An 18,349-nucleotide genomic window follows, 5' to 3' on the forward strand; every position below is an offset into this window, starting at 1 on the left:
TCTAGCCAAACTGAACTGGATGATTTTTAATTATGCCTGAAATAAAACTCGGATTAGGTAATCCACCACAGCCAATTTATCTGTATGTAAAGAAATTAGAGGTTGATGGTCGGATTTATGCTTGGTATAACTGTGAGATTGAACAAGATAAAAAGATTCCTGTGGGACAAAGAGCATTAACAGGTTATGTTTTGGAGCTAAGATTAACAGATAAAGATTTCAAAGGCAAGGATAATCTAAAATTAGATATTGTTGTTCAAGCTGATGAAATTTATATCGTCCGCAGTGGCATTGAAACCAACTTTGCCAAATCATTCTTGTTAGCTGCATCTGTTGTGAAAGATTTTACTCAGCCTTTAATCATTGTTGCTACTCCAGGTGATGAAAATTCAGTTTTCTGCAATCTTTATGACGCTTTAACTAAAATCCGTATTCGTCGAGAATGGAATCCTAACGCTGACTGGGGAGCAATTATTCGTGATGTTCAATCTCAGTTAACTCCAACTTCAGATTCAGTCGATTATGCTCAATCTGCACAACCGCAATCAAATCCAAAGCAAACTGCTGTAGCATCTGCAATACATTCCCAAGATTTGCGAGTCAAACAAATTCGGATTTTACTTAATTATCCACTTGATTTAATCAAAGAATGGTTACATTTTCAAGATGTTAGTAGTCCCAGTGAGCTTCATCACAGTAAAGTTGATGAGCTTGTAAAAACCATGTGTATTGCTTGGGCATCAGACAAGTTTGACCACCCGAATCATGCTGCTAATTCCTATCAGAAACACGTTGTTAATGCTGTAGTTGATGGTGTGGATGAACTACAAGCAATTAAGGGATGGATGCAGCAAGTTCAACAGCAGACTGTTGCACAGATGGTATAGATACTCGCTGAAAAAAGACACATTTGGACAGGGCAACACTATTAAGTTGACAGCATAAATTACCGAAGAATAATTCAGGAGTCAGGAGCCAGAATTCAGCATTGAATTCTGTGCGACTGATAGATGAATCGTGGTTTAAAGACCCTGATTTTAGACATGGGGGTGCGATTCGTTCACTCGAAATGAGTAGAAATATTCAGGGATGAGTGACATTTGAGAGATAACCCTGATGGGGTGGAGTTCGCACTTTAATCTCTCTCAGATGATAACTGAATAACCATGAGGGTGACTCCAATTAATGAGAAGTCCCTCTCCGTAGGTGCAACGGTAACAGCATCATCCCTACGGTAGCGACTAGCCATCAATCCGTAAAGCGGGATGAAAAGGAGGTAAAACTGGTAGCCTAAACTGGTTCCCTTCGAGCATGAACCCATGAATAGCGAAAACAAAGATGCGTCGAGCCATCGTGACTAAAAACCAGCGAAATCAGGCTGAATGCGCTGGAGCCAAAAGGCAAAGGATAAGGGACTGGCAATTCCCCATTTGACCAGTAAGCACTCCCAATAAACCCGGTGGATAGCATCATTCTAAAGGTTCTAACAATGGTTATTCGGAACGAAGTAACCTATCGCTGTCCTTGGTCGGTCGATACCAAGTAAGTGCTAACTGTATGCAGCGAAAAGGTGAGATTGAGTCAGAAGCGAATGCCTTGCTGTAACGGCAAGGATATGCTGACAGACTCACGGTGATTTGGAATGTAAAGTTATGAGTAGCAATGCAAAAGTCTAATACACGAATCACTGCTCACAAACCTACTAAAAACGGTTTTCTTCCCCTGAAGATTAACCCAATCAGCAAGGAAAAGAGCAATGAATCGATGGGGGAATGGAAACACATCAACTGGCGAAAGCTGGAACGACGTGTTTTTAAGTTGCAAAAACGAATTTACAAAGCATCTCTTCGTGGTGATGTCAAAGCACTTCGCAGGCTCCAGAAGACGTTGATGAAGTCCTGGTCAGCAAAATGTTTATCGGTACGTCGGGTAACACAAGACAACCAAGGTAAAAAGACAGCAGGAGTGGACGGTATTAAGTTACTATCCCCAGAAGCACGTCTTAATTTAGTTGCCAAATTAAAACCCAACTCAAAGGTGAAACCGACACGACGGGTTTGGATTCCCAAACCAGGAACGGATGAGAAACGACCTTTGGGCATTCCCGTAATGAACGACCGAGCTTTGCAAGCGCTGTTCAAGCTGGTATTAGAACCAGAATGGGAAGCGCGATTTGAACCTAATTCATACGGGTTCAGACCTGGGCGCTCATGTCATGATGCAATTGAAGCCATATTTATTGCAATTGTCCAGAAAAGCAAATATGTGCTTGATGCTGACATCGCAAAATGCTTCGACCGCATAGACCATAAAGCACTGCTAAGAAATACCACTCAAAACAGGGTTTCAAAACAATCATCACCCCAAGCAAAGAAAAGCAAAAGATACATTACCACCGAGTAGCAAGTATCATCAATGACCACAAAGCAGCGCCTCAAGTGGCGTTAATCAGCCGATTAAATCCGGTAATCACAGGATGGTCAAACTACTACTCAACAATGGTAAGTAAAGAGGCTTACTCTGACTTAGATAATCTCATGTATCGAAAGCTGAAAGCTTGGGCAAAACACCGCCACCCCAAGAAATCTGGGGGATGGGTGTCAAAGAAATATTGGCAAACCATCGGTGGTAATAATTGGGTATTCGCAACCAGCCATGAGGGTAAAAACCCGATGCGATTACGTTCTCATGCACAAACGCCAATAGTTAGGTATGTGAAAGTTAAAGGCGAAGCCAGTCCTTATGATGGCAACCTAATTTACTGGAGTACAAGAATGGGTAAACACCCGGAAATGACCAAAAGAATGGCAACGCTCTTAAAGTCACAAAAAGGGAAATGTAGCCACTGCGGATTGTACTTCCGAGAGGAGGATGTACTGGAGATTGACCACATAACCCCCAGAATTTTGGGAGGAAAAGACGAATACAAAAATCTACAGATACTACATAAACACTGCCACGACGAAAAGACAACTGAAGATGGTTCAGTTGTGAAGTACACATGACAATGTGCCGAATCATTGAGGAGCCGTGTAATGGGAAACTATTAAGCACGGTTTTGAAGACCAACGGGGTTGGTGACAACCTCGTTGAGTTTACTAAAATAGAAAAGTTGCTAGAAGGCGCAAAGTAGTTTGCCGTTGGCGTTCGCGAAGCCTCTTGTTCGCGTAGCGTCTCCCCTTGGGAGAAGAGAAGAGAAGACATCGCCTACGATACAAGGAAATTTTGGCTTTGAAGAAAATAACTACTCAGCAATGCAAATTAGAAGGCGTTCCCTAGCTCTTGTTGCTGCTACGTAACGTTCACAGCGTTCGATGAGTTCTCCCGTCGCTAGATTATTCATCGCGTCTAATTTATTTGTACACCCCATGATAATTGCCCTAAACTCTAATCCTTTAATTCGTTTCATAGTTCCCAGACGTACTCCCGGTTCTTCTGCTCCTGGGTCTTCTTCTCGCGGTTTGAGTTCAAAGTGTTCTATCCCCTCAGCTTTTAGGGCTGTGACAATCCCATCTTTGTAAGGAGTTATGCAAATTTCATGGGATGCAAAACCATTTTTTTCAATTAACTGTTTTGCCCAGATGGCGATACATTTTGCTTCTTCATGTTCGTTTTGGCAACGAAAAATCTCTGGTTCAGGACCTGTAAAGACAGAGCGATCGCCTAAAGCTATACTTAGTCCCTCATCTAAATCATCAATTTCTATACCATCAAGAATTGATTGAGCAAAACGCCGAATTTGCTCGCTAGTACGATAATTTACTTTTAATTGCCGCGAACGACCTGTAATTTTGATACCAGCAAGGCTGAGGGGTACTTTTCCTCGGTATATGCGTTGGTGTCCATCTCCAGCAACACACAGAGGGTCTGATAGTTGCTGCTCAATGGGACTGAGGGCTGCAAGTAGTCGTAGCGCTTCTAAACTAAAATCTTGCACTTCGTCAGCAAGGACATGGCGAAATTGGGGAAAGTTACCCTGCTCAACAGCTAACCGTGCTTGCTGAATTGCCCCTTCAAAAGTCAAAAAATTTCGCTTTAGGAGCAAGCGTCTGAAGGCTTGAAATATCACCCAAGCTTCACGGCGTTGCTTTCTTCCCATGCGAGGGCGAGCAATACGGATGGCAGTTAAATAATCCTCCTGGGTATCAATGCCATTGGCATCGACTACCAGTTCAAACTCTTTTTGGAGTTCTGGTTTTGGCATTGGTAAATTAGTAATTGTTGGGTCAGTCCAAACTTCATCCCACATCTGTTCGAGTTCTTCGCTTGTAGCAATTCGCCCCTTCCAACCACTACGAGTGCAAATAGTGCGGGCAAGCTGATTGAGGTTGGTAATTTCAATTTTTTCCGCAGTCGCTTGGTGGAGACGACGAATATAGCTTTTAATCGTCACCGAGAGATTTGTAGTAAAGGTAATTAGCAAAATTCGGTCTTTGGGGTTGCCCAAATTTTTGGCAAGATGCACTGCACGATGCATCAATACTACAGTTTTTCCAGTTCCTGCCGTCCCCGCAATACTCATTGGTCCATTGGTACGCCATTCAACAATTTTTCGCTGTCTGGGATGGAGAAAAATTCGCCATTCTTCCAGGGAACCACCTTCTAGCATCGCCTGAAGAGCTTCCTCACCCTTAACTACAACCAAGTCACGGCTGGGACGTTGCATAAGCTGCGAGAAGTCTCCTGGATTAATGGCACTTGCAGGTTGGGTATCTTCGAGATCAGTTCCTAACGCAAATTTTAGAGCTTCATCTAAAGATAAACCCGCAGCAATACCAATCAGAACGTCATAACATTCGGAAGGTAGATAAAGGCGAATTGTTTCTAGGTCTTGATCAGTATTAAGTTTACGGATTGAGGGAATGAGCAGTTGGGGTACACCTGCTTGAAAAAGCTCATCGTCGGAAAGAAGTTGCAGTGGGTATTCAGTGGATACTGTTACAGGATGAACAACTTCTAATGCTTCTACAGTTTCTTGAACATCAAATATTTGGAAATCCCCTGTCCTACCATGCACTTCAAAACGCTTATTTTTTGCCCAAGCATAAGCTCGATCGTGGGAATCAATATGAACCAGTAGGAAGGTATCTCCTTGCTCGGGTGCAATAATGATTGCACGATAGCCATCAGGTAAGTCAGCACCTCGAACTTTGGAGTCCAGCATCGTTTCTTTTAATCCATGCAGCCCAATTGCTGGGTCCCAAGGGTTATGTTGGAATTTCTCAATTAATTCTGGAACCTTTTTCTGCACTTTTGTGGGAAGCTTGTAAAAGCGCCGGAGTACCTCGGCGTGCATCATTAGTTGAGCCATCAAGGTTTCTCCTTTGTCTTAGTTACAATTATTTCACTGAGAAAATTAGTCCCTTTTCCCTGTAGTTCGCTCACTGTCACAACTTGCCAGCCAGCAGTTTGCCATTTAGGAGCAAGCCAAGCTTGGTCACCAGCTAAAACGGCAATACGTAATTCTAGCCATGCCATTTCCGCGATCGCTGCTTCCGCGATTTGCTCATCTTCGTAGGCAACTTGGGGTACTGTTACTCCTGCCGCAGCTAGTTCGCCAACGATATATTGTAGGGATGGAATCACTTCGGCACGGACTTCAGCCCATTCGTTGCTAGTGCTTGGAGGTTGAGTATAGGGAATCACATCGGGTGCAGTACCTGCTTCTACTTGGGAGGTGGTGAAGAAAGTGAAGGCACCGCAAAACTGAAACAAATTTAAACTGGCGAGAAATTTACGCCAGCGAGGTCGGTAAGTTTGCGCTGCTAATCTCTCTGTTTCGCTGTCACCCAAACGAGCTGTCACCTTTACTTGATCGCGTCGGTTTGCCAAACAATCGGCGATAGAAGCAAATGCGATCGCATCTTTGGTGGAGGTGGTCAGGTCGTTACAAACCCACTCACCAGTATCATCGATTGGGGGAACGACAAATTCTTGACCATTTTGCCAATTATTCATGGCATTGTGGAATGTGGATTCTGTATGGGTACGGTTGGCAGCTAAAATTTCTAGAGGAAAAGCAGCAGTAAATTCTGCCAATCTCCGCCATCCACTCGCATCTGGACGCTGGATAAATGCGACAAGTTGCTGCCAGGGATTACCAATAGCCAATAGGGGGTTGGGGATGGGTATACCTTTACTAATGGCGGTGTTGGCAAAAATATCGACTTTTGTGGCTATTGGTTTGGGAATAAGTGTAAATTCTTCTAAATAAGCAGCGTTGAGGTCGTCCCAGGTTAAGCTCCAAAGGGAGTAGCGTCCGGAGGTTAAAATGGCGCGTCGCTTACTCATATCATCTGCAATCCGATTATTCGCCACATGGAATTCAAAGCCATCGGTAAAAATGGCTACTGGCTTTATCGCATCGTTATCGGCGCAACGCAACATAAAATCTGGCTGGCAAGAGATCGCAACTCCTTGAGCAATACCCAGTTGGGGTTGAAGTTCGATTTCCCAGTTGTAATTATTGCTTGGGAGGTGAAAGCGAAATCCTCTTTTCCCACGCACGATGGTTTTTTCCCAAGTGCCATTATGCTCTTCTACCCATTCCCGCAACTTGCGAATAAATTCTTGCTCCAGGAAACTACCATACAGTGATGTATTAGGAATATCCGTTAATGCTTGTATTTCTCGACGGCGATCGCCTGCGGCAATCAGATGTTTTAGCAGTTTAATTCCCCGTTCGCGGCTAATCGATGCCGCATTGTATTGTTGGCTGTAGTTGCGAATACATCGGTAACAGCCATCGGTATCATGATCGCTTTCTTTGGCGCTGAGTCTGCCACAGCGGCAAGATTCTAGTGCATCTAGAGCTTGGCGCATCACTGCCATAATTCCTTCTCCAGCAAGTTTATGAGTATCAGCTTCCTGAAATAAGGTTTTCAGATAGCCCGTACCACCAGGAACTTTATCGAGTATGACAAGATAGTTGCGTTGTAATTTATTCTCGCCATCTGGCAATTGCTGGGGGAAAATACTTAAATGGCTGGGGTCGCCTTCAAATCGCAGTCGCAAGCCTAGTAAAAAGCAGGCTTGCAAGGTGGCAATATCGTCTTCGTGCAGGGGTGGAATTAAAATCCGAATTGCCTCGGAGCGGATTTCCCGATACAGGTAGACAGATTCGGTTTTAAAGGTATTGGTGGAACGACCTTCCGCACGGGCTTTTTCCGCACGGCGACGCGCTGGACAACTGCGGCGGTGGATTTTCAGGTCATCGATGAATGTGCCTGGATAGGCAACGACACCGCAATCAGCACATACTAAAAACCCAGTCTCTGGGGCGGGGCCATCGGCTCCAAAAGCTACGGTTCCCTTCTCGTCTTGATAGCCTACATTTACTTCGCGCATAATCACCCCAGCGCGATATTCAATCCCGAAGGGGACTTCCTCCTCACCCACCGCTCCTGTTGGTGCATCCAGTGTGAGGTCAAAACTACGCCGTCGTTGGTAAAATTCGTTTTCCCTTTGGTCGGAGCGATCGCCTGAAAAGCTATCATACTGTTCCATCACCGAAATCGCTTCCGAGCGAGTAAACTCGATGAATTTGCGGTGCTGACCGATATCGGCTTGGCTATCCTGTCCGCCATCATAACCGCACTGAGGACAAGCTTTGGATGCAGCTTCTTGATTCAGGTCACTAATGGGACGCATATGTCCACAACGCCCACAAATTGCCCAAGTTTCTGCCAGGGGTTCTTCTTTGCTACCCGTAGCTATTTGCTGAATCTCAAATTGACGTTTTTGGGTGTAAAAGTAATTGTGGGGAGCTAATTCCCGTAAAGCTGTGGCTGCTGGTCGGACTGCCTCAATTGGTAGTACCGGATTTTCACTGTTGCGGTGGCGGTTATAAACTGAGCCGTAGAACCTGACTCCTGTTTCTGGGAAGGCGTAGTTTGGTAAAAGTCCGTGGTCGGTTAATAGTTCCAGGGTGGTAATGCGATTCAGGCTATTTTGTCTACCTTTGAGAACTCGCAATTCGTCTTCAATTTCCAAGCGGGCTTCGACTTCGTGTTCGTCGAGACTCTTTTTTTGGCTTTGCAGTCGTTCACGCGCATTTTTAAATTCCTTTTGCTGACGCGCAAATTCATTCGCTACCTTGCGAATTCGTTCCTCCATTAATGCAGTCGTTGTCTCTTCGAGAAAACGCTGCTTAGTATCTTGCCGTACCACTCCCTCAAAACGTTCCAAGAAAGACTGTTGTAATTGGGCTTGATTTTTTCCTACCCATGCCAAAATACGGGGAAAATGCCCCTGGGACTTATTCATATCTGCAATAAATTTTACCCCTGTTGCAGGTAATTCGTTTAATTCCCCCGTTTTCACCCCACAATCGATACAATAGGCAAGATACTGGCGCACAAGTACCGCCGAAGCATCTACCCAACATCCTGGTGGATCGACTTTACCGCGTAACATTTCTACGGGACGAGCGTAAAAAAATAGGTCGTGTGGTTGGTGATTAATTACCGATATAATTAGGGCTGTACCCGTTGCCCGTCCTGCCCGACCAATACGTTGTAGATAACTTGCAGTGGTTGGTGGTATGGAACAAAGCATGGTGCTGGAGAGGTCACCAATATCAATCCCCATCTCCAAAGTGCTGGTACAGGTGAGGATGTTGGGGTCGTCAGCATGTTCGCTACGGGCGAAAGTGCGTTCCAAGTTTTCTCGCGTTTCTGTTGCTAACATTCCCGTATGCTCGTTGGCAACCACCCGACGTAATGCACCTTTACGGTAACGGTCTTGGTAATAAACTTGACGGCGGGTAAAGTTTTCTCGCAGATATAGTCCTCTGTCGGCGCTATATTCCAAACTGGGGGCATTTTCCCAAAATATTGCTTCGTTTTCTGGTCGGACTATTTGCCTTCCTGTTTGGTTGCAGGTAAAGCGATCGCCGTTGGGTACAAGTAATGCAGCAGATGAATTGATGGCATAGTAAATTTTATTACCATCATCGTGCAATCTAAATATAACTTTTTTTGATTCAGCAACCTCATACAATAGTCTTAGTAAATCAATTGCTTCAGCTTCAGTTATTGGACGATCAAGTGCCCGATGTGTCCAGCGAATATGCCAAGGCTGGGTATTCCCGGAGGTGGCACCAAAAAGAAAATCATGTTTTTTCTCGGCACGAGTTACCATTAACTTTGGTTGGAAGCGGGTTTGCCCTGGATGCACCTCCCGTCCGGAAATTGCTCGCCCGAAGGGGGCTTTTCCCCAGTATCCTTTTTGGGCTAAGTCAAATAAATAGGGATGTCCCAAGGCTCCCCGCAGACGATAGCGATATAAAATTCCCAACAACCAACGGTAGATATTTTCCTGGGGTATTTTTCGCAATTGGGTATCTACAGATTCAATCCGCGAGTAAATCTCTTGCACTGTCTCTTCAATTCTCTGCCAATCCCAACCAATGCAAGCAGAACCACAGGTTTCCATCGTCCTTCCCCGCAGCAGCATTAGACCAAATTCGCTGGTGGCTTGCCAAGTTAGCCTAGTTTCGATGTCAGATTTTAGGGATGTTGGGGGGTTCGGTTGTTGGCAATTATTGCGATATTTGAGATACTCTTGATACTCGTATAAATCAGGCGATAAAAGTGCCGCGATCGCTTCTTTAATATTTCCCGGTCGTCCCAATCCCGGACTACCCCACCAAGCCAACATCCTCTGTCCCACTTCCGGCAAGGGTAAACCTGCTACACCTGCATCATCAATTACCCGTTGCAGGGCAGTACGGAAGGTAAAATTATAGGTGCGAGCACAAAGAAATCCGGCACGGTGGGAAGCATCTTGAACGCTGTCGGTAAAGGCGAGTAATTTGGGGTCGTTGTTGAGAGTAGAACCAAATAATTCATCTACCATAACACTGGAAAGGGTCGCGGAACGGGAACCAATAATAAAAATACCTTCTTGGGAACCGCAGCAAGGACAAGCTTGCACCCCACGGGGAGAACCTTTTGTTTGAGATTGCACATCTTTATTAAATGCAATCCGAAAACTGCGAGTATCATCGCTTACCGGACAAGTACCCCGTCCCTTGCGAACTACCAAACTGGTAGGATGAATATGCCACGCACCGAATAAGTCCCCTTGGTCGATCACTCCATCGGTGTCAGGGACAATTAAAACAATGCGGGGGTCGTGTCCAGCATTACGACTAAACCACCCACTATAAATAGCTTTGACATCATCATTGAGTTTAAAACCTTGGATACCCCTAGCTGCGATCGCCGATTCCAAACGTCGATCTTCCATGCCAATCCACCCAGAAGCACCACACTCGTTGCAATGGAACGCGGGAAGTTGTTTTTGGTCGGGTGTAGGTTCATCTAGCCAAGCAAATTCTGGTTTTTCTGCTACAACTCGACCGATGCGTGTCAATTCCCGTACCCATAGTTGCACTTGGGTGGGAACCAAAGGTAAGGCTCGACCACTGCGAATTTCTTTTGCTTGAGCAACGAGGGCAAAAAAGGCAGTTATAATCCGCTTACGGTCTTCCCACTGGGGAATGGAAATAAAGGAAAAATCCTTCGCTGCTAATTGTTCTACCAGTTTTAGCCAAGTTAGTGGACCTTCATCAGAATGTTCGGCAATCTCAAATAGTTCCAGCAGTTGCTTAAACAGCTTTGTACCCTTTAACCATTCCCCCAAAGCTACTGACCAATCGGTAATTGCTTTTTCTGTATCTCCGGCGAAACTTGGGCCACCCCAAAGTTGAGCCTGACGTATGGCATAAGTAACTGCATCTTCTTCCCCCAAGGGATCGCATTCATCGACTTGAGGCAATTCCAGAGAAATTAAATCTTCTTCTGGTTTGATAATTTCTGCAACTTTGAGACGGTCTTCTACTATTACTGCTTCTGGGAGAATATCTTCTTCAAACAGCTTACTAGCAAACAAAGCCAAGCGATCGCCTCCAGTTTCTACCGCATCAGCCGAAACTGTAAGACCCATTGCTCGATCGCTGCGATCGCGGTCGTCCATTGTGGCACTAGTCCCAACTACACACAATTTCCCTTTGGGTATACCCAAGCGTTCTTTTAACCGTCGAATTAAACAGGCAACGTCTGCACCTTGAGCGCCATCGTAAGTGTGTAGTTCATCTAGCACTAAGTAGTGTAAGGTATCTGGTTGATTGCTACGCCAAAGTCCCTGATCTTGCGGTCGCAACAGCAAGAAGTCCAGCATTTTATAGTTAGTTAATAAGATATCCGGCGGGTTTTCTAGTTGGGCTTCGTGGTTGGTAATACCGTGGCTATCGCCCATACTGGTAGTACCAGAATCTTGGGATGTGGGGTTGGCGGGGTCGTAGCGCCCTGTATAATTGCCAACCAGAATACCTGCTTGTTTGAGAATGGGGTCGTTCCAAATAGTTTTGGCAAAGCGCCGTTCTTGGTCTGCGGCCAGGGCATTCATCGGGTAGAGAATGATTGCTTTTATACCTTTTTCTCCGGCGCTTTTTGCTCGCAGACAGTGGTCGAGGATGGGATACAGAAAACATTCTGTTTTACCTGAACCTGTTCCAGTAGTGACTAAAGTTGCTTCCGGCTTGTGGTTTTTACTTGTTAACTTTCTCCAAGCACGACTTTGATGGACGAAGGGATGGAAAGGAACAGTTAGATCAAAAGGAGGTTTATAGGAATCTGCTGCTGGGCGAAAGGGACGACGCAACTGCACCCACGCACCTTTGAATATACCGCGTTCTGGGTCTTCGAGAAATTCTTCAAAGGCTTGGTTGACTTCCTTGTCACGGAAATCAAAGGTAGATTGCAGGTAGTAAAGCACCTGACGGCGGATGTTTTCAGCGAGATGCGCTGGCAGCATTATCAGTAATTTGGCAGTTTACAAGGTTATTCGGGATATAAGTAAATATATAAATAATTTAAAGTATGTATTAATTAAAGATTATACGTAAGTACGTAAATGTACCTTTGATTAGTATAGCCTATTCCTTTTTTGAATGCTGCAAATAGCCTGACGATTGTATTAAATTTTGCATCCCATTGTTCCGCTTCTAACAGCTTGGAGATTAGTTCGGGGAATAAGGAAGCTTGATTTTGCAGAATTTGTATTAGGAATGTGGATTAAAGTAGGGTGTCGTTAGCGAAGCGTAACGCACCATTAAATATTCTTAACTTTGAATAAATTTAGTAAAAATTATTTCTGCTGCTTCTCGCAAGCGATCGCTATTTCCTTATAATAGTTCGATGTGGATTAATAGGGGGTCTGCAATTGAGTTTTGTGGCAGTTCTGGTCGGTTGCAATCGCTTGTTTGATTATATATATTTGTATTTTCACCAAGATGTTACTCATTGTTATCATCGAATAATTGTTCAGGATCGCGTAACCTATCCTGTGAACCATGACGAACCCTATGAATACGAACAATGCCGCTATTTTCCTCTGGAATTTCATTAACAGTAAACAAAATGCGAAATTGCTTTTTGTAAAGTAGCTGCCGTATTTCTATACCCATATAATCGCTTTCCGGTGACATTGGACAACGCTTAGGAAATTTTTCCAATGTCAGCATAATTTCATAGCACCCTCTAACCCATCGATGAGCTATATCAACAGATGATTCTCGCATCCAAAGAAATATTTGTTCGATATCAGCAACCGCAGTTGGTGATATTTCAACTTTGTATGTCATATTTTGTCCGCAGCTGCTCGAATGCTTCATCTAAAGGGATACCTTTACCCTGCTGAAATTCTTCGATACTTTTGCGAATTCCTGCACTCGTCTCCAAAATTTCTAACCTATCCAGTAATTCTTGGTAACTTTCAGCATCCTGAACTACCACAGATGCTTTACCATTAACAGTCAGGATAATAGGTTCTTTGCTTCCCCGAAGCTTTTCTAAAAAGGCTTTCGCTCCCCGTTGAAATTCTGATAGTGGGTAAATGTTACGAAGACTGAGATTCATAATTATCATAAAATTATCAGTTAATTTCATGATAATTATTTGAAGTTCTGTTGTCAAAGGGAGCATCCCTGTGATGATTTCGCAAAACTTCCAATGTGGAACAGACTTCTAGCCTGTATCCGGGATAATTTTTTTGGTTTCTCCTCCAAATAACTTGGAATCCATCTAAATAATACTTTAGTACCATATACTAACGCGCTTCCGCATTAGTGCTGATTATATTGAGTGCGGTAAAATATATAAATATTTCTATAGCGGTAATGCACTAGTGCTGTAGTGATGTAGTGTAGGGAATGTAGAGTTATGGAAAAAGTGAAAGTACTTTGTAAGCTCAAAGAATTGATGGATGAAAAGGGTATTAGTCAGTTGGAGTTAAGCGAAAAAACTGGATTAGCACCAACAACTATAGGGAGATTATATAGAAATCAATCTTCTAGATTTGATGTTTCTACTTTGGAAAAACTAGCAGATTTTTTTCAGTTAACAACGATTACGGAATTATTGGAGTTAAAAAGGGTGTAATAATCATGCATGATTCTCATGATAACAACAATATTCGGGTATTTAGATCCCCGACTTCTTAGAGAAGTCGGGGATCTGTTGCCCCCCAGAAGTACTAATGCGGGTTTAGAACAGTTGACTGCGATTCTTTTAAGACTTACGAGAAATGATAATTAATCTTAAATTAAATTTTATTTTTGGAGCAGGCTTCTAGCCTTTTTTGTTAAGGCTAGGTATTTGGCACTACTTGAAATTACATAAATTAGTATTGAAAAATTTATATTTTTCCCAGCAGTGGAGATTCTGTATCTAAAAGCCAATTTTCATCAATAAATTCGAGATTGTCGTTGTACACAAGAGTCAACTCACCCAGCTTTTCAGAATTTTGCATATATACATCATGATTATTTAAAACTTTCAGTAATAGCTTTAGTTGTAATAGGTGTTCTTTGTTGGTGACACTTGCAGAACTGCTAATCAACTCAGCTTCTAGGGAGCGAGGTAAAGTAATTTCTTCGTAATATTTATCTTGTTCATCCCAATAGCCACATATTTTATAATCGCATTCTTCCAGATGTTCTTTTATCAGTGTGTTAACATCTAAATTTTCTAAAATATCTGTTAAATCTTGCCATAGTTTATGGTTCTTTAATTGCAGTTGAGTCATGATTTTGATTAATACTCAATTAATGTTCTGTCACTAAACCAGGGAAATGTAAGACTCCATCTATGTACTTTCCATGAAATCTTCTGTCACCTCCTTTACCTAGAACTTTTGACTTTAAATCGTAGCCTTCTTCTTGTGAGGGAACAAGCCCAATATTACCGCGTGCTGGAACCTGTCCCTTTTCAATCGCTTTTAAATGTTTGCCATTGAGGTCATACTTTATTCCTATTTTAATTTGTTCGCTGGCAAAGGAAACTAGCAGACCGTTGGTAGTTTGATATACAATATCGGCTTGAATTTCTGCCCAGTTATTGGGTAAGGGTTCCATCTTTCACCCCATATCTATTTTGAAACACCTCGTAGGCAACTCGATAATCTTCTTCTCTGTCAACTTTGGTGAAGGGGGGATAAAAGGTTTTGGTGACTGTTTCCGAACTATCGTTGATTTGCCAAGTTACAGTTAAGGGAGAGGTTCCATCCCAGTTTTTGCGTGCTTCGCGGATTTCTTTTCCTCCTGCGGTTTTTCTGTCGGTGCTGGGGAGTCGTTGTCCTTTTGCGTCGTATTCGTCTGCGAGTTCGTATTGTCGCATCACGGGGAATTGGACGCGGTAGATGGTGGTGAGTTCGTCGAGGGTTAAACTGAGGGATAGGGCTACAAGTACGTCAATTTCGAGGAGTGCTTGACGACGGGAAAAGTCGCTGCGGAGGGGGGAGTTCCATGTCCATTCCTGGGGGTTGAGGTTTTCCCAAGGGGACTCGAAGGAGTCGAGCATGGGGTTTTCGGTTGTCCAGCTATCTTGGGTGATTTGGGTGAGGTTGACGGATGTCCATAGTTGCGAATATGCACGGGTGAGGGCGTTGAGGCGTAATCCTCGGTGCATAATGGGGGTAAGGTGGGGTTCGGTTATTTTGGGGAGGATTCGTAAATCAGCTTCCCTAATATTGGTTCTACCAGCTGCACGAATGAGAAAATCAGCAGTAATAGATGTACATAGAGAAGCAAAAGATAGTAGTTCAGATAGTTGATTAAAAGATATAGAAGAAATCGCGTTTATATGTGTAACTCCAGGTGGGATAATAGCACCAATTAATGTATGCTCATTGCTAAGAGTTGCCATAATTCTGTTGACAAATCTGTATGATTCCGTGACTTTTTCAGAATCTTGCCATAGGGGAATTTCTGCGTTGAAATTTGCGCGATCGCCTTTTTTATCCCCTGGTGCATAAACCGCTCGTGGTAAGTAGTCTTCTGGTAATTCCGTCAAATCAATATCATCGTAAGCATTATTGTGTTGACAGCGAGTTCTAGGGGTTTTATTTAAAGGTGTTCCGACATAAAAATGGGGGCCACTGATTACCCATTCGTTGGTATTGTTGGGTTGAAAACTGGGATTATCTTGTCGAGTCAGGATTCCATCGCGTTGGGAATAGGTTTCGTCAAACATAACTGTTGCAGAGTATGTTCCTTCCAGTTCGGGAAGCCATTTTGCTGCTTGGTTGATTTTGTCGATAACTGTTACAAGTTGACGAGCGTGTAAATTAATCAAAGGGCATTTTAAATAAAATTCTTCATTATCTGAACCACAAAAAATACTCAGTTCTCGATGACTAATTTTTACTATGCGGTCTGGATGTCCTGAAATATCCCAGTTTCCTAAGTCATTTTTAATTCCTGGAACTGGTTTGTCATAATTATTTGTTGCACGACAGGTTTTGATAGTCACTGGATGAAATAAGTTACTAATCATCTCAAAATCAATGTTTTCTTGAGGACGACCAGCATAAATATTTAAACCGAACCTCATTCTTCCGTGGTCATTTGTTCCTTTAAAAAGATTTAACTCATTTTCAAATTGATAATGTGCTTTCAGTCGAGAATAGTATTTAGTTCTTAAAATTCCTCCATTGGGGTCGTCATAAGTACCTTGAGGATGCAACAAACCCCCAAAACCAGTTTCCCCTAACAAACTCCAACTTTTAACAATAAAATTCTTATACAAATTGGTCTGACTGCCCCGCAAAGCCTCATAAAGTCGGTGACAATTCAAAAACGCAACTGTCCCCAAACTCGATTTTTGAGCATCCAAATAAAACTGACGTTGCTGTTCCTCGGCAATTAACCGGGGACGTTCCTTATTAAAGTCTGCACTCCTCGCTTCCCTAACCCCCAACATCGCATCAAAATCGCTCAACAAAGCCGCATCCGACCAAGATACCTTAACCCAGGGTGGATTTCCCAAAATCAAATCGAAACCCCGCGATTGGCTCGCATCACCCCCCAAAATCTCTGGGAAAGCTAATTCCCAATGCTGAAACCGCTCCCGTTCAGCAATTTCTCGACTCACCCCGTACCAAGGAACCGCAGCAGCAAGCAAATCCACATTCAAATCACTTTTCGCACTTGCTTTTAACAACCCCGCACCATCAAAATTCCACCGCAAAGCTTGAATTCCCAACTCCCCATCCGGTGACAGCAATAACTGCGCTGCTGCTAAATAATCTTCCCGTCGCGGTAAAGCTTGCACATCATCCATCGACCAGAAAAACAACCCACACCAAGCATCCATCAACAATTTTAACCGTTGAAAGCTGCCGGAATTGGCTTCCAAACTGGCTTTTACCTCTTCCTGCAAACGCAAACTTGCTCCGGGTTCCGTTGTCGGGGGATGGGGAAACACACTTCCAGGACAAGCGGTTTGCTGTAATGCTGTTAATCGTTGCTGTGCATACTTCTGCTCATGTTCGTCAATCAAATCACTGACATCTAAAGCCAAATTTACCTCAGTTTGCTGCCACTTTCCCCGCACTTCCTTCTTAATCCAATCCTTAGCTTGCTTAACCTGTTCGGAATAAAACTGTTTCACCAAACTATCCCCAGCAGTGGGAACCATATCGGGGTCGAATACTAAATAATGATATACCTCATTTTTCCCCCGCTTTTCCCCCGGTTTTAGTTGACGAGGTTCCACAGTTTCGTTACCACTTTTGAGATGAACCCCAGCCAAAAGTTGCGCTTTCGTCCACACCGCACGTCTCGCACCAATTAAACTATTCCCCGTCCGCAACCGCAAACCAAACCAAGGAGTCGCACCCCGTACCCATTCTTCTCTCCCATCTTCCCCCACCAACTTCGCCCGATGCATGGAATTTAACCACAAAGATAAGGCTCCCAACTCCACCGCCGTCGGGTTTAAGTCCACTCCGTAAAGATTGCGCGTTGTAATATAGTGGCGGACACGGCGCAATTCATCCGCATAATCCGAGGGGTCAATGGTATCACCTAACTGCTTCTGCTTCAACTCCAAATATTTCTGTGCTAGTTGGTTCGCCGCTTCATTCAAAAATGCCCCGCTTCCCATTGCTGGCTCACACACTGTTAGCTGTAAAATTTTATCCGCATCTTCGGCAGTGTAATCCTGTAATAAAGGTCGTAAAGTCTCCTCTACCAAGCATTTTGTTAGCACCTCCGGCGTGTAATAAGAAGCACTTTGCTCCCGATCCAACCCCGACAAATGCAAAATAAACGCACCTTTGACATAAATTACAGGTTTCCCATCCCCCAAACGCTCGACTTCTTCTTTTTTAAACTCCTCCAACCGTTCCTTAGCTACAAACCAAGTCTGGGTTTTCGGTTTCCCAAAATCATCCTGAGCGCGTTTTACCCGAATAAAATCGTCTTCCGCAAACATCCCTTTATAGGAAAGCAAACCCTCATACACCGCACCTAACTGGTTAATTCCCAAATCTGCATAATTAACCCGTCCCGTGGTTTTGGTTCTGTCGTCATAACTGAGGGAAAGCTTGCGAATCACCTGCTGCAAACAACGGTTAGAAAGTCGCGCTTTCGTCAACAATGGGGTAGCATTGGGGTCAAATAAGGTTGCAGTCAGGGGTGGTAACTCAAAACTCCTGGTATTACTCGCATATTTAATTTCCAATTGGTTAGAACTAGTTTCATCGGGAAGAGAATTAAACCCCTGATGAATTAAACTAAATATCTGATTGATGTGTGCTTGGAAATAAACACCCTCGGCTGACTGTTCCGATAAAGGTACTAATTCCAAATCTCGCAATGCTTCCAAACTATAACCCAAACGGTAAGCATCATCATTTATCGGTAAAACCCCTAATTCCGCCCCATGTGCTTCCGCGTAAAAGCAAAATATCAACCGATACACAAAAGTCAAAGCTTCATGACGCAATTGTTCCGCAGTCACCGTATCAAAACCATCCAAAGTAGTCATTGTTGACATACTCC

Annotated in this window: 12 protein-coding genes; 4 read left to right on the forward strand and 8 right to left on the reverse strand. The window is 43.7% G+C overall.

The genetic code is table 11. The annotated features are described in order from the left end of the window. Positions 1–32: 32 nt before the first annotated feature. Positions 33–887: a hypothetical protein gene (locus tag HGR01_RS30395; protein ID WP_045868493.1), complete on the forward strand. Its 855-nt coding sequence runs from the start codon at positions 33–35 to the stop codon at positions 885–887. Positions 888–1,493: 606 nt separating this feature from the next. Here HGR01_RS30395 and HGR01_RS30400 read toward each other — a convergent pair. Further along, positions 1,494–1,688 (reverse strand): hypothetical protein, encoded by a 195-nt coding sequence (locus HGR01_RS30400; RefSeq protein ID WP_194007863.1) that lies wholly within the window; start codon positions 1,686–1,688, stop codon positions 1,494–1,496. Between the two features lie 76 nt (positions 1,689–1,764). Here HGR01_RS30400 and HGR01_RS30405 point away from each other — a divergent pair, with 76 nt between their 5' ends. Further along, a complete protein-coding gene (locus tag HGR01_RS30405) occupies positions 1,765–2,403 on the forward strand; it encodes a reverse transcriptase N-terminal domain-containing protein (RefSeq protein WP_228045617.1) in 639 nt (212 codons plus the stop codon). A gap of 35 nt (positions 2,404–2,438) precedes the next feature. Then, on the forward strand, positions 2,439–3,005 hold the full coding sequence (locus tag HGR01_RS30410; RefSeq protein ID WP_235623011.1) for a group II intron maturase-specific domain-containing protein: 567 nt from the start codon (positions 2,439–2,441) through the stop codon (positions 3,003–3,005). Positions 3,006–3,244: 239 nt separating this feature from the next. Here the strand turns inward: HGR01_RS30410 and HGR01_RS30415 are convergent, their stop codons facing one another. The 4 genes from HGR01_RS30415 to HGR01_RS30430 all read right to left on the reverse strand — a co-directional run bounded on the left by HGR01_RS30415 (position 3,245) and on the right by HGR01_RS30430 (position 12,953). Then, on the reverse strand, positions 3,245–5,311 hold the full coding sequence (locus tag HGR01_RS30415; RefSeq protein WP_045868492.1) for a UvrD-helicase domain-containing protein: 2,067 nt from the start codon (positions 5,309–5,311) through the stop codon (positions 3,245–3,247). Beyond that, positions 5,311–11,820 (reverse strand): DEAD/DEAH box helicase, encoded by a 6,510-nt coding sequence (locus HGR01_RS30420; RefSeq protein WP_045868491.1) that lies wholly within the window; start codon positions 11,818–11,820, stop codon positions 5,311–5,313. The genes HGR01_RS30415 and HGR01_RS30420 overlap by 1 nt, the downstream gene beginning before the upstream one ends. A gap of 481 nt (positions 11,821–12,301) precedes the next feature. Next, positions 12,302–12,649 carry a type II toxin-antitoxin system RelE/ParE family toxin gene (locus tag HGR01_RS30425; protein WP_045868490.1) on the reverse strand — a complete coding sequence of 116 codons (348 nt, stop codon included), beginning with the start codon at positions 12,647–12,649 and terminating at the stop codon, positions 12,302–12,304. Continuing rightward, positions 12,633–12,953: a type II toxin-antitoxin system Phd/YefM family antitoxin gene (locus HGR01_RS30430; RefSeq protein ID WP_228045616.1), complete on the reverse strand. Its 321-nt coding sequence runs from the start codon at positions 12,951–12,953 to the stop codon at positions 12,633–12,635. Before HGR01_RS30430 ends, HGR01_RS30425 begins: the two co-directional genes overlap by 17 nt. A gap of 273 nt (positions 12,954–13,226) precedes the next feature. On the opposite strand from HGR01_RS30430, the gene HGR01_RS30435 reads away from it, so the two are divergent. Further along, positions 13,227–13,445 carry a helix-turn-helix domain-containing protein gene (locus HGR01_RS30435; RefSeq protein WP_228045615.1) on the forward strand — a complete coding sequence of 73 codons (219 nt, stop codon included), beginning with the start codon at positions 13,227–13,229 and terminating at the stop codon, positions 13,443–13,445. 256 nt (positions 13,446–13,701) lie between these two features. On the opposite strand, the gene HGR01_RS30440 is transcribed toward HGR01_RS30435, so the two are convergent. The 3 genes from HGR01_RS30440 to HGR01_RS30450 are packed head-to-tail and all read right to left on the reverse strand — an operon-like array spanning position 13,702 to position 18,335. Continuing rightward, entirely contained in the window at positions 13,702–14,091 is a 390-nt protein-coding gene (locus HGR01_RS30440) for a hypothetical protein (protein ID WP_045868489.1), read from the reverse strand. 19 nt (positions 14,092–14,110) lie between these two features. Next, complete coding sequence (locus tag HGR01_RS30445; RefSeq protein WP_045868488.1) at positions 14,111–14,419, reverse strand: hypothetical protein; 309 nt, start codon at positions 14,417–14,419, stop codon at positions 14,111–14,113. Further along, on the reverse strand, positions 14,400–18,335 hold the full coding sequence (locus tag HGR01_RS30450; RefSeq protein WP_052335073.1) for a hypothetical protein: 3,936 nt from the start codon (positions 18,333–18,335) through the stop codon (positions 14,400–14,402). Before HGR01_RS30450 ends, HGR01_RS30445 begins: the two co-directional genes overlap by 20 nt. Positions 18,336–18,349 lie beyond the last annotated feature (14 nt).

This window comes from Tolypothrix sp. PCC 7712 (genome assembly GCF_025860405.1).
Lineage (GTDB): Bacteria > Cyanobacteriota > Cyanobacteriia > Cyanobacteriales > Nostocaceae > Aulosira > Aulosira diplosiphon.

What these genes read in the sequence shown, in the direction of transcription:
- HGR01_RS30405 (WP_228045617.1), top strand. Translation starts at nt 1,765, where the DNA reads ATGGGGGAATGGAAACACATCAACTGGCGAAAGCTGGAACGACGTGTT.
- HGR01_RS30440 (WP_045868489.1), bottom strand. Translation starts at nt 14,091, where the DNA reads ATGACTCAACTGCAATTAAAGAACCATAAACTATGGCAAGATTTAACA.
- HGR01_RS30415 (WP_045868492.1), bottom strand. Translation starts at nt 5,311, where the DNA reads ATGGCTCAACTAATGATGCACGCCGAGGTACTCCGGCGCTTTTACAAG.
- HGR01_RS30430 (WP_228045616.1), bottom strand. Translation starts at nt 12,953, where the DNA reads ATGAAATTAACTGATAATTTTATGATAATTATGAATCTCAGTCTTCGT.
- HGR01_RS30435 (WP_228045615.1), top strand. Translation starts at nt 13,227, where the DNA reads ATGGAAAAAGTGAAAGTACTTTGTAAGCTCAAAGAATTGATGGATGAA.
- HGR01_RS30450 (WP_052335073.1), bottom strand. Translation starts at nt 18,335, where the DNA reads ATGACTACTTTGGATGGTTTTGATACGGTGACTGCGGAACAATTGCGT.
- HGR01_RS30445 (WP_045868488.1), bottom strand. Translation starts at nt 14,419, where the DNA reads ATGGAACCCTTACCCAATAACTGGGCAGAAATTCAAGCCGATATTGTA.
- HGR01_RS30425 (WP_045868490.1), bottom strand. Translation starts at nt 12,649, where the DNA reads ATGACATACAAAGTTGAAATATCACCAACTGCGGTTGCTGATATCGAA.
- HGR01_RS30420 (WP_045868491.1), bottom strand. Translation starts at nt 11,820, where the DNA reads ATGCTGCCAGCGCATCTCGCTGAAAACATCCGCCGTCAGGTGCTTTAC.
- HGR01_RS30395 (WP_045868493.1), top strand. Translation starts at nt 33, where the DNA reads ATGCCTGAAATAAAACTCGGATTAGGTAATCCACCACAGCCAATTTAT.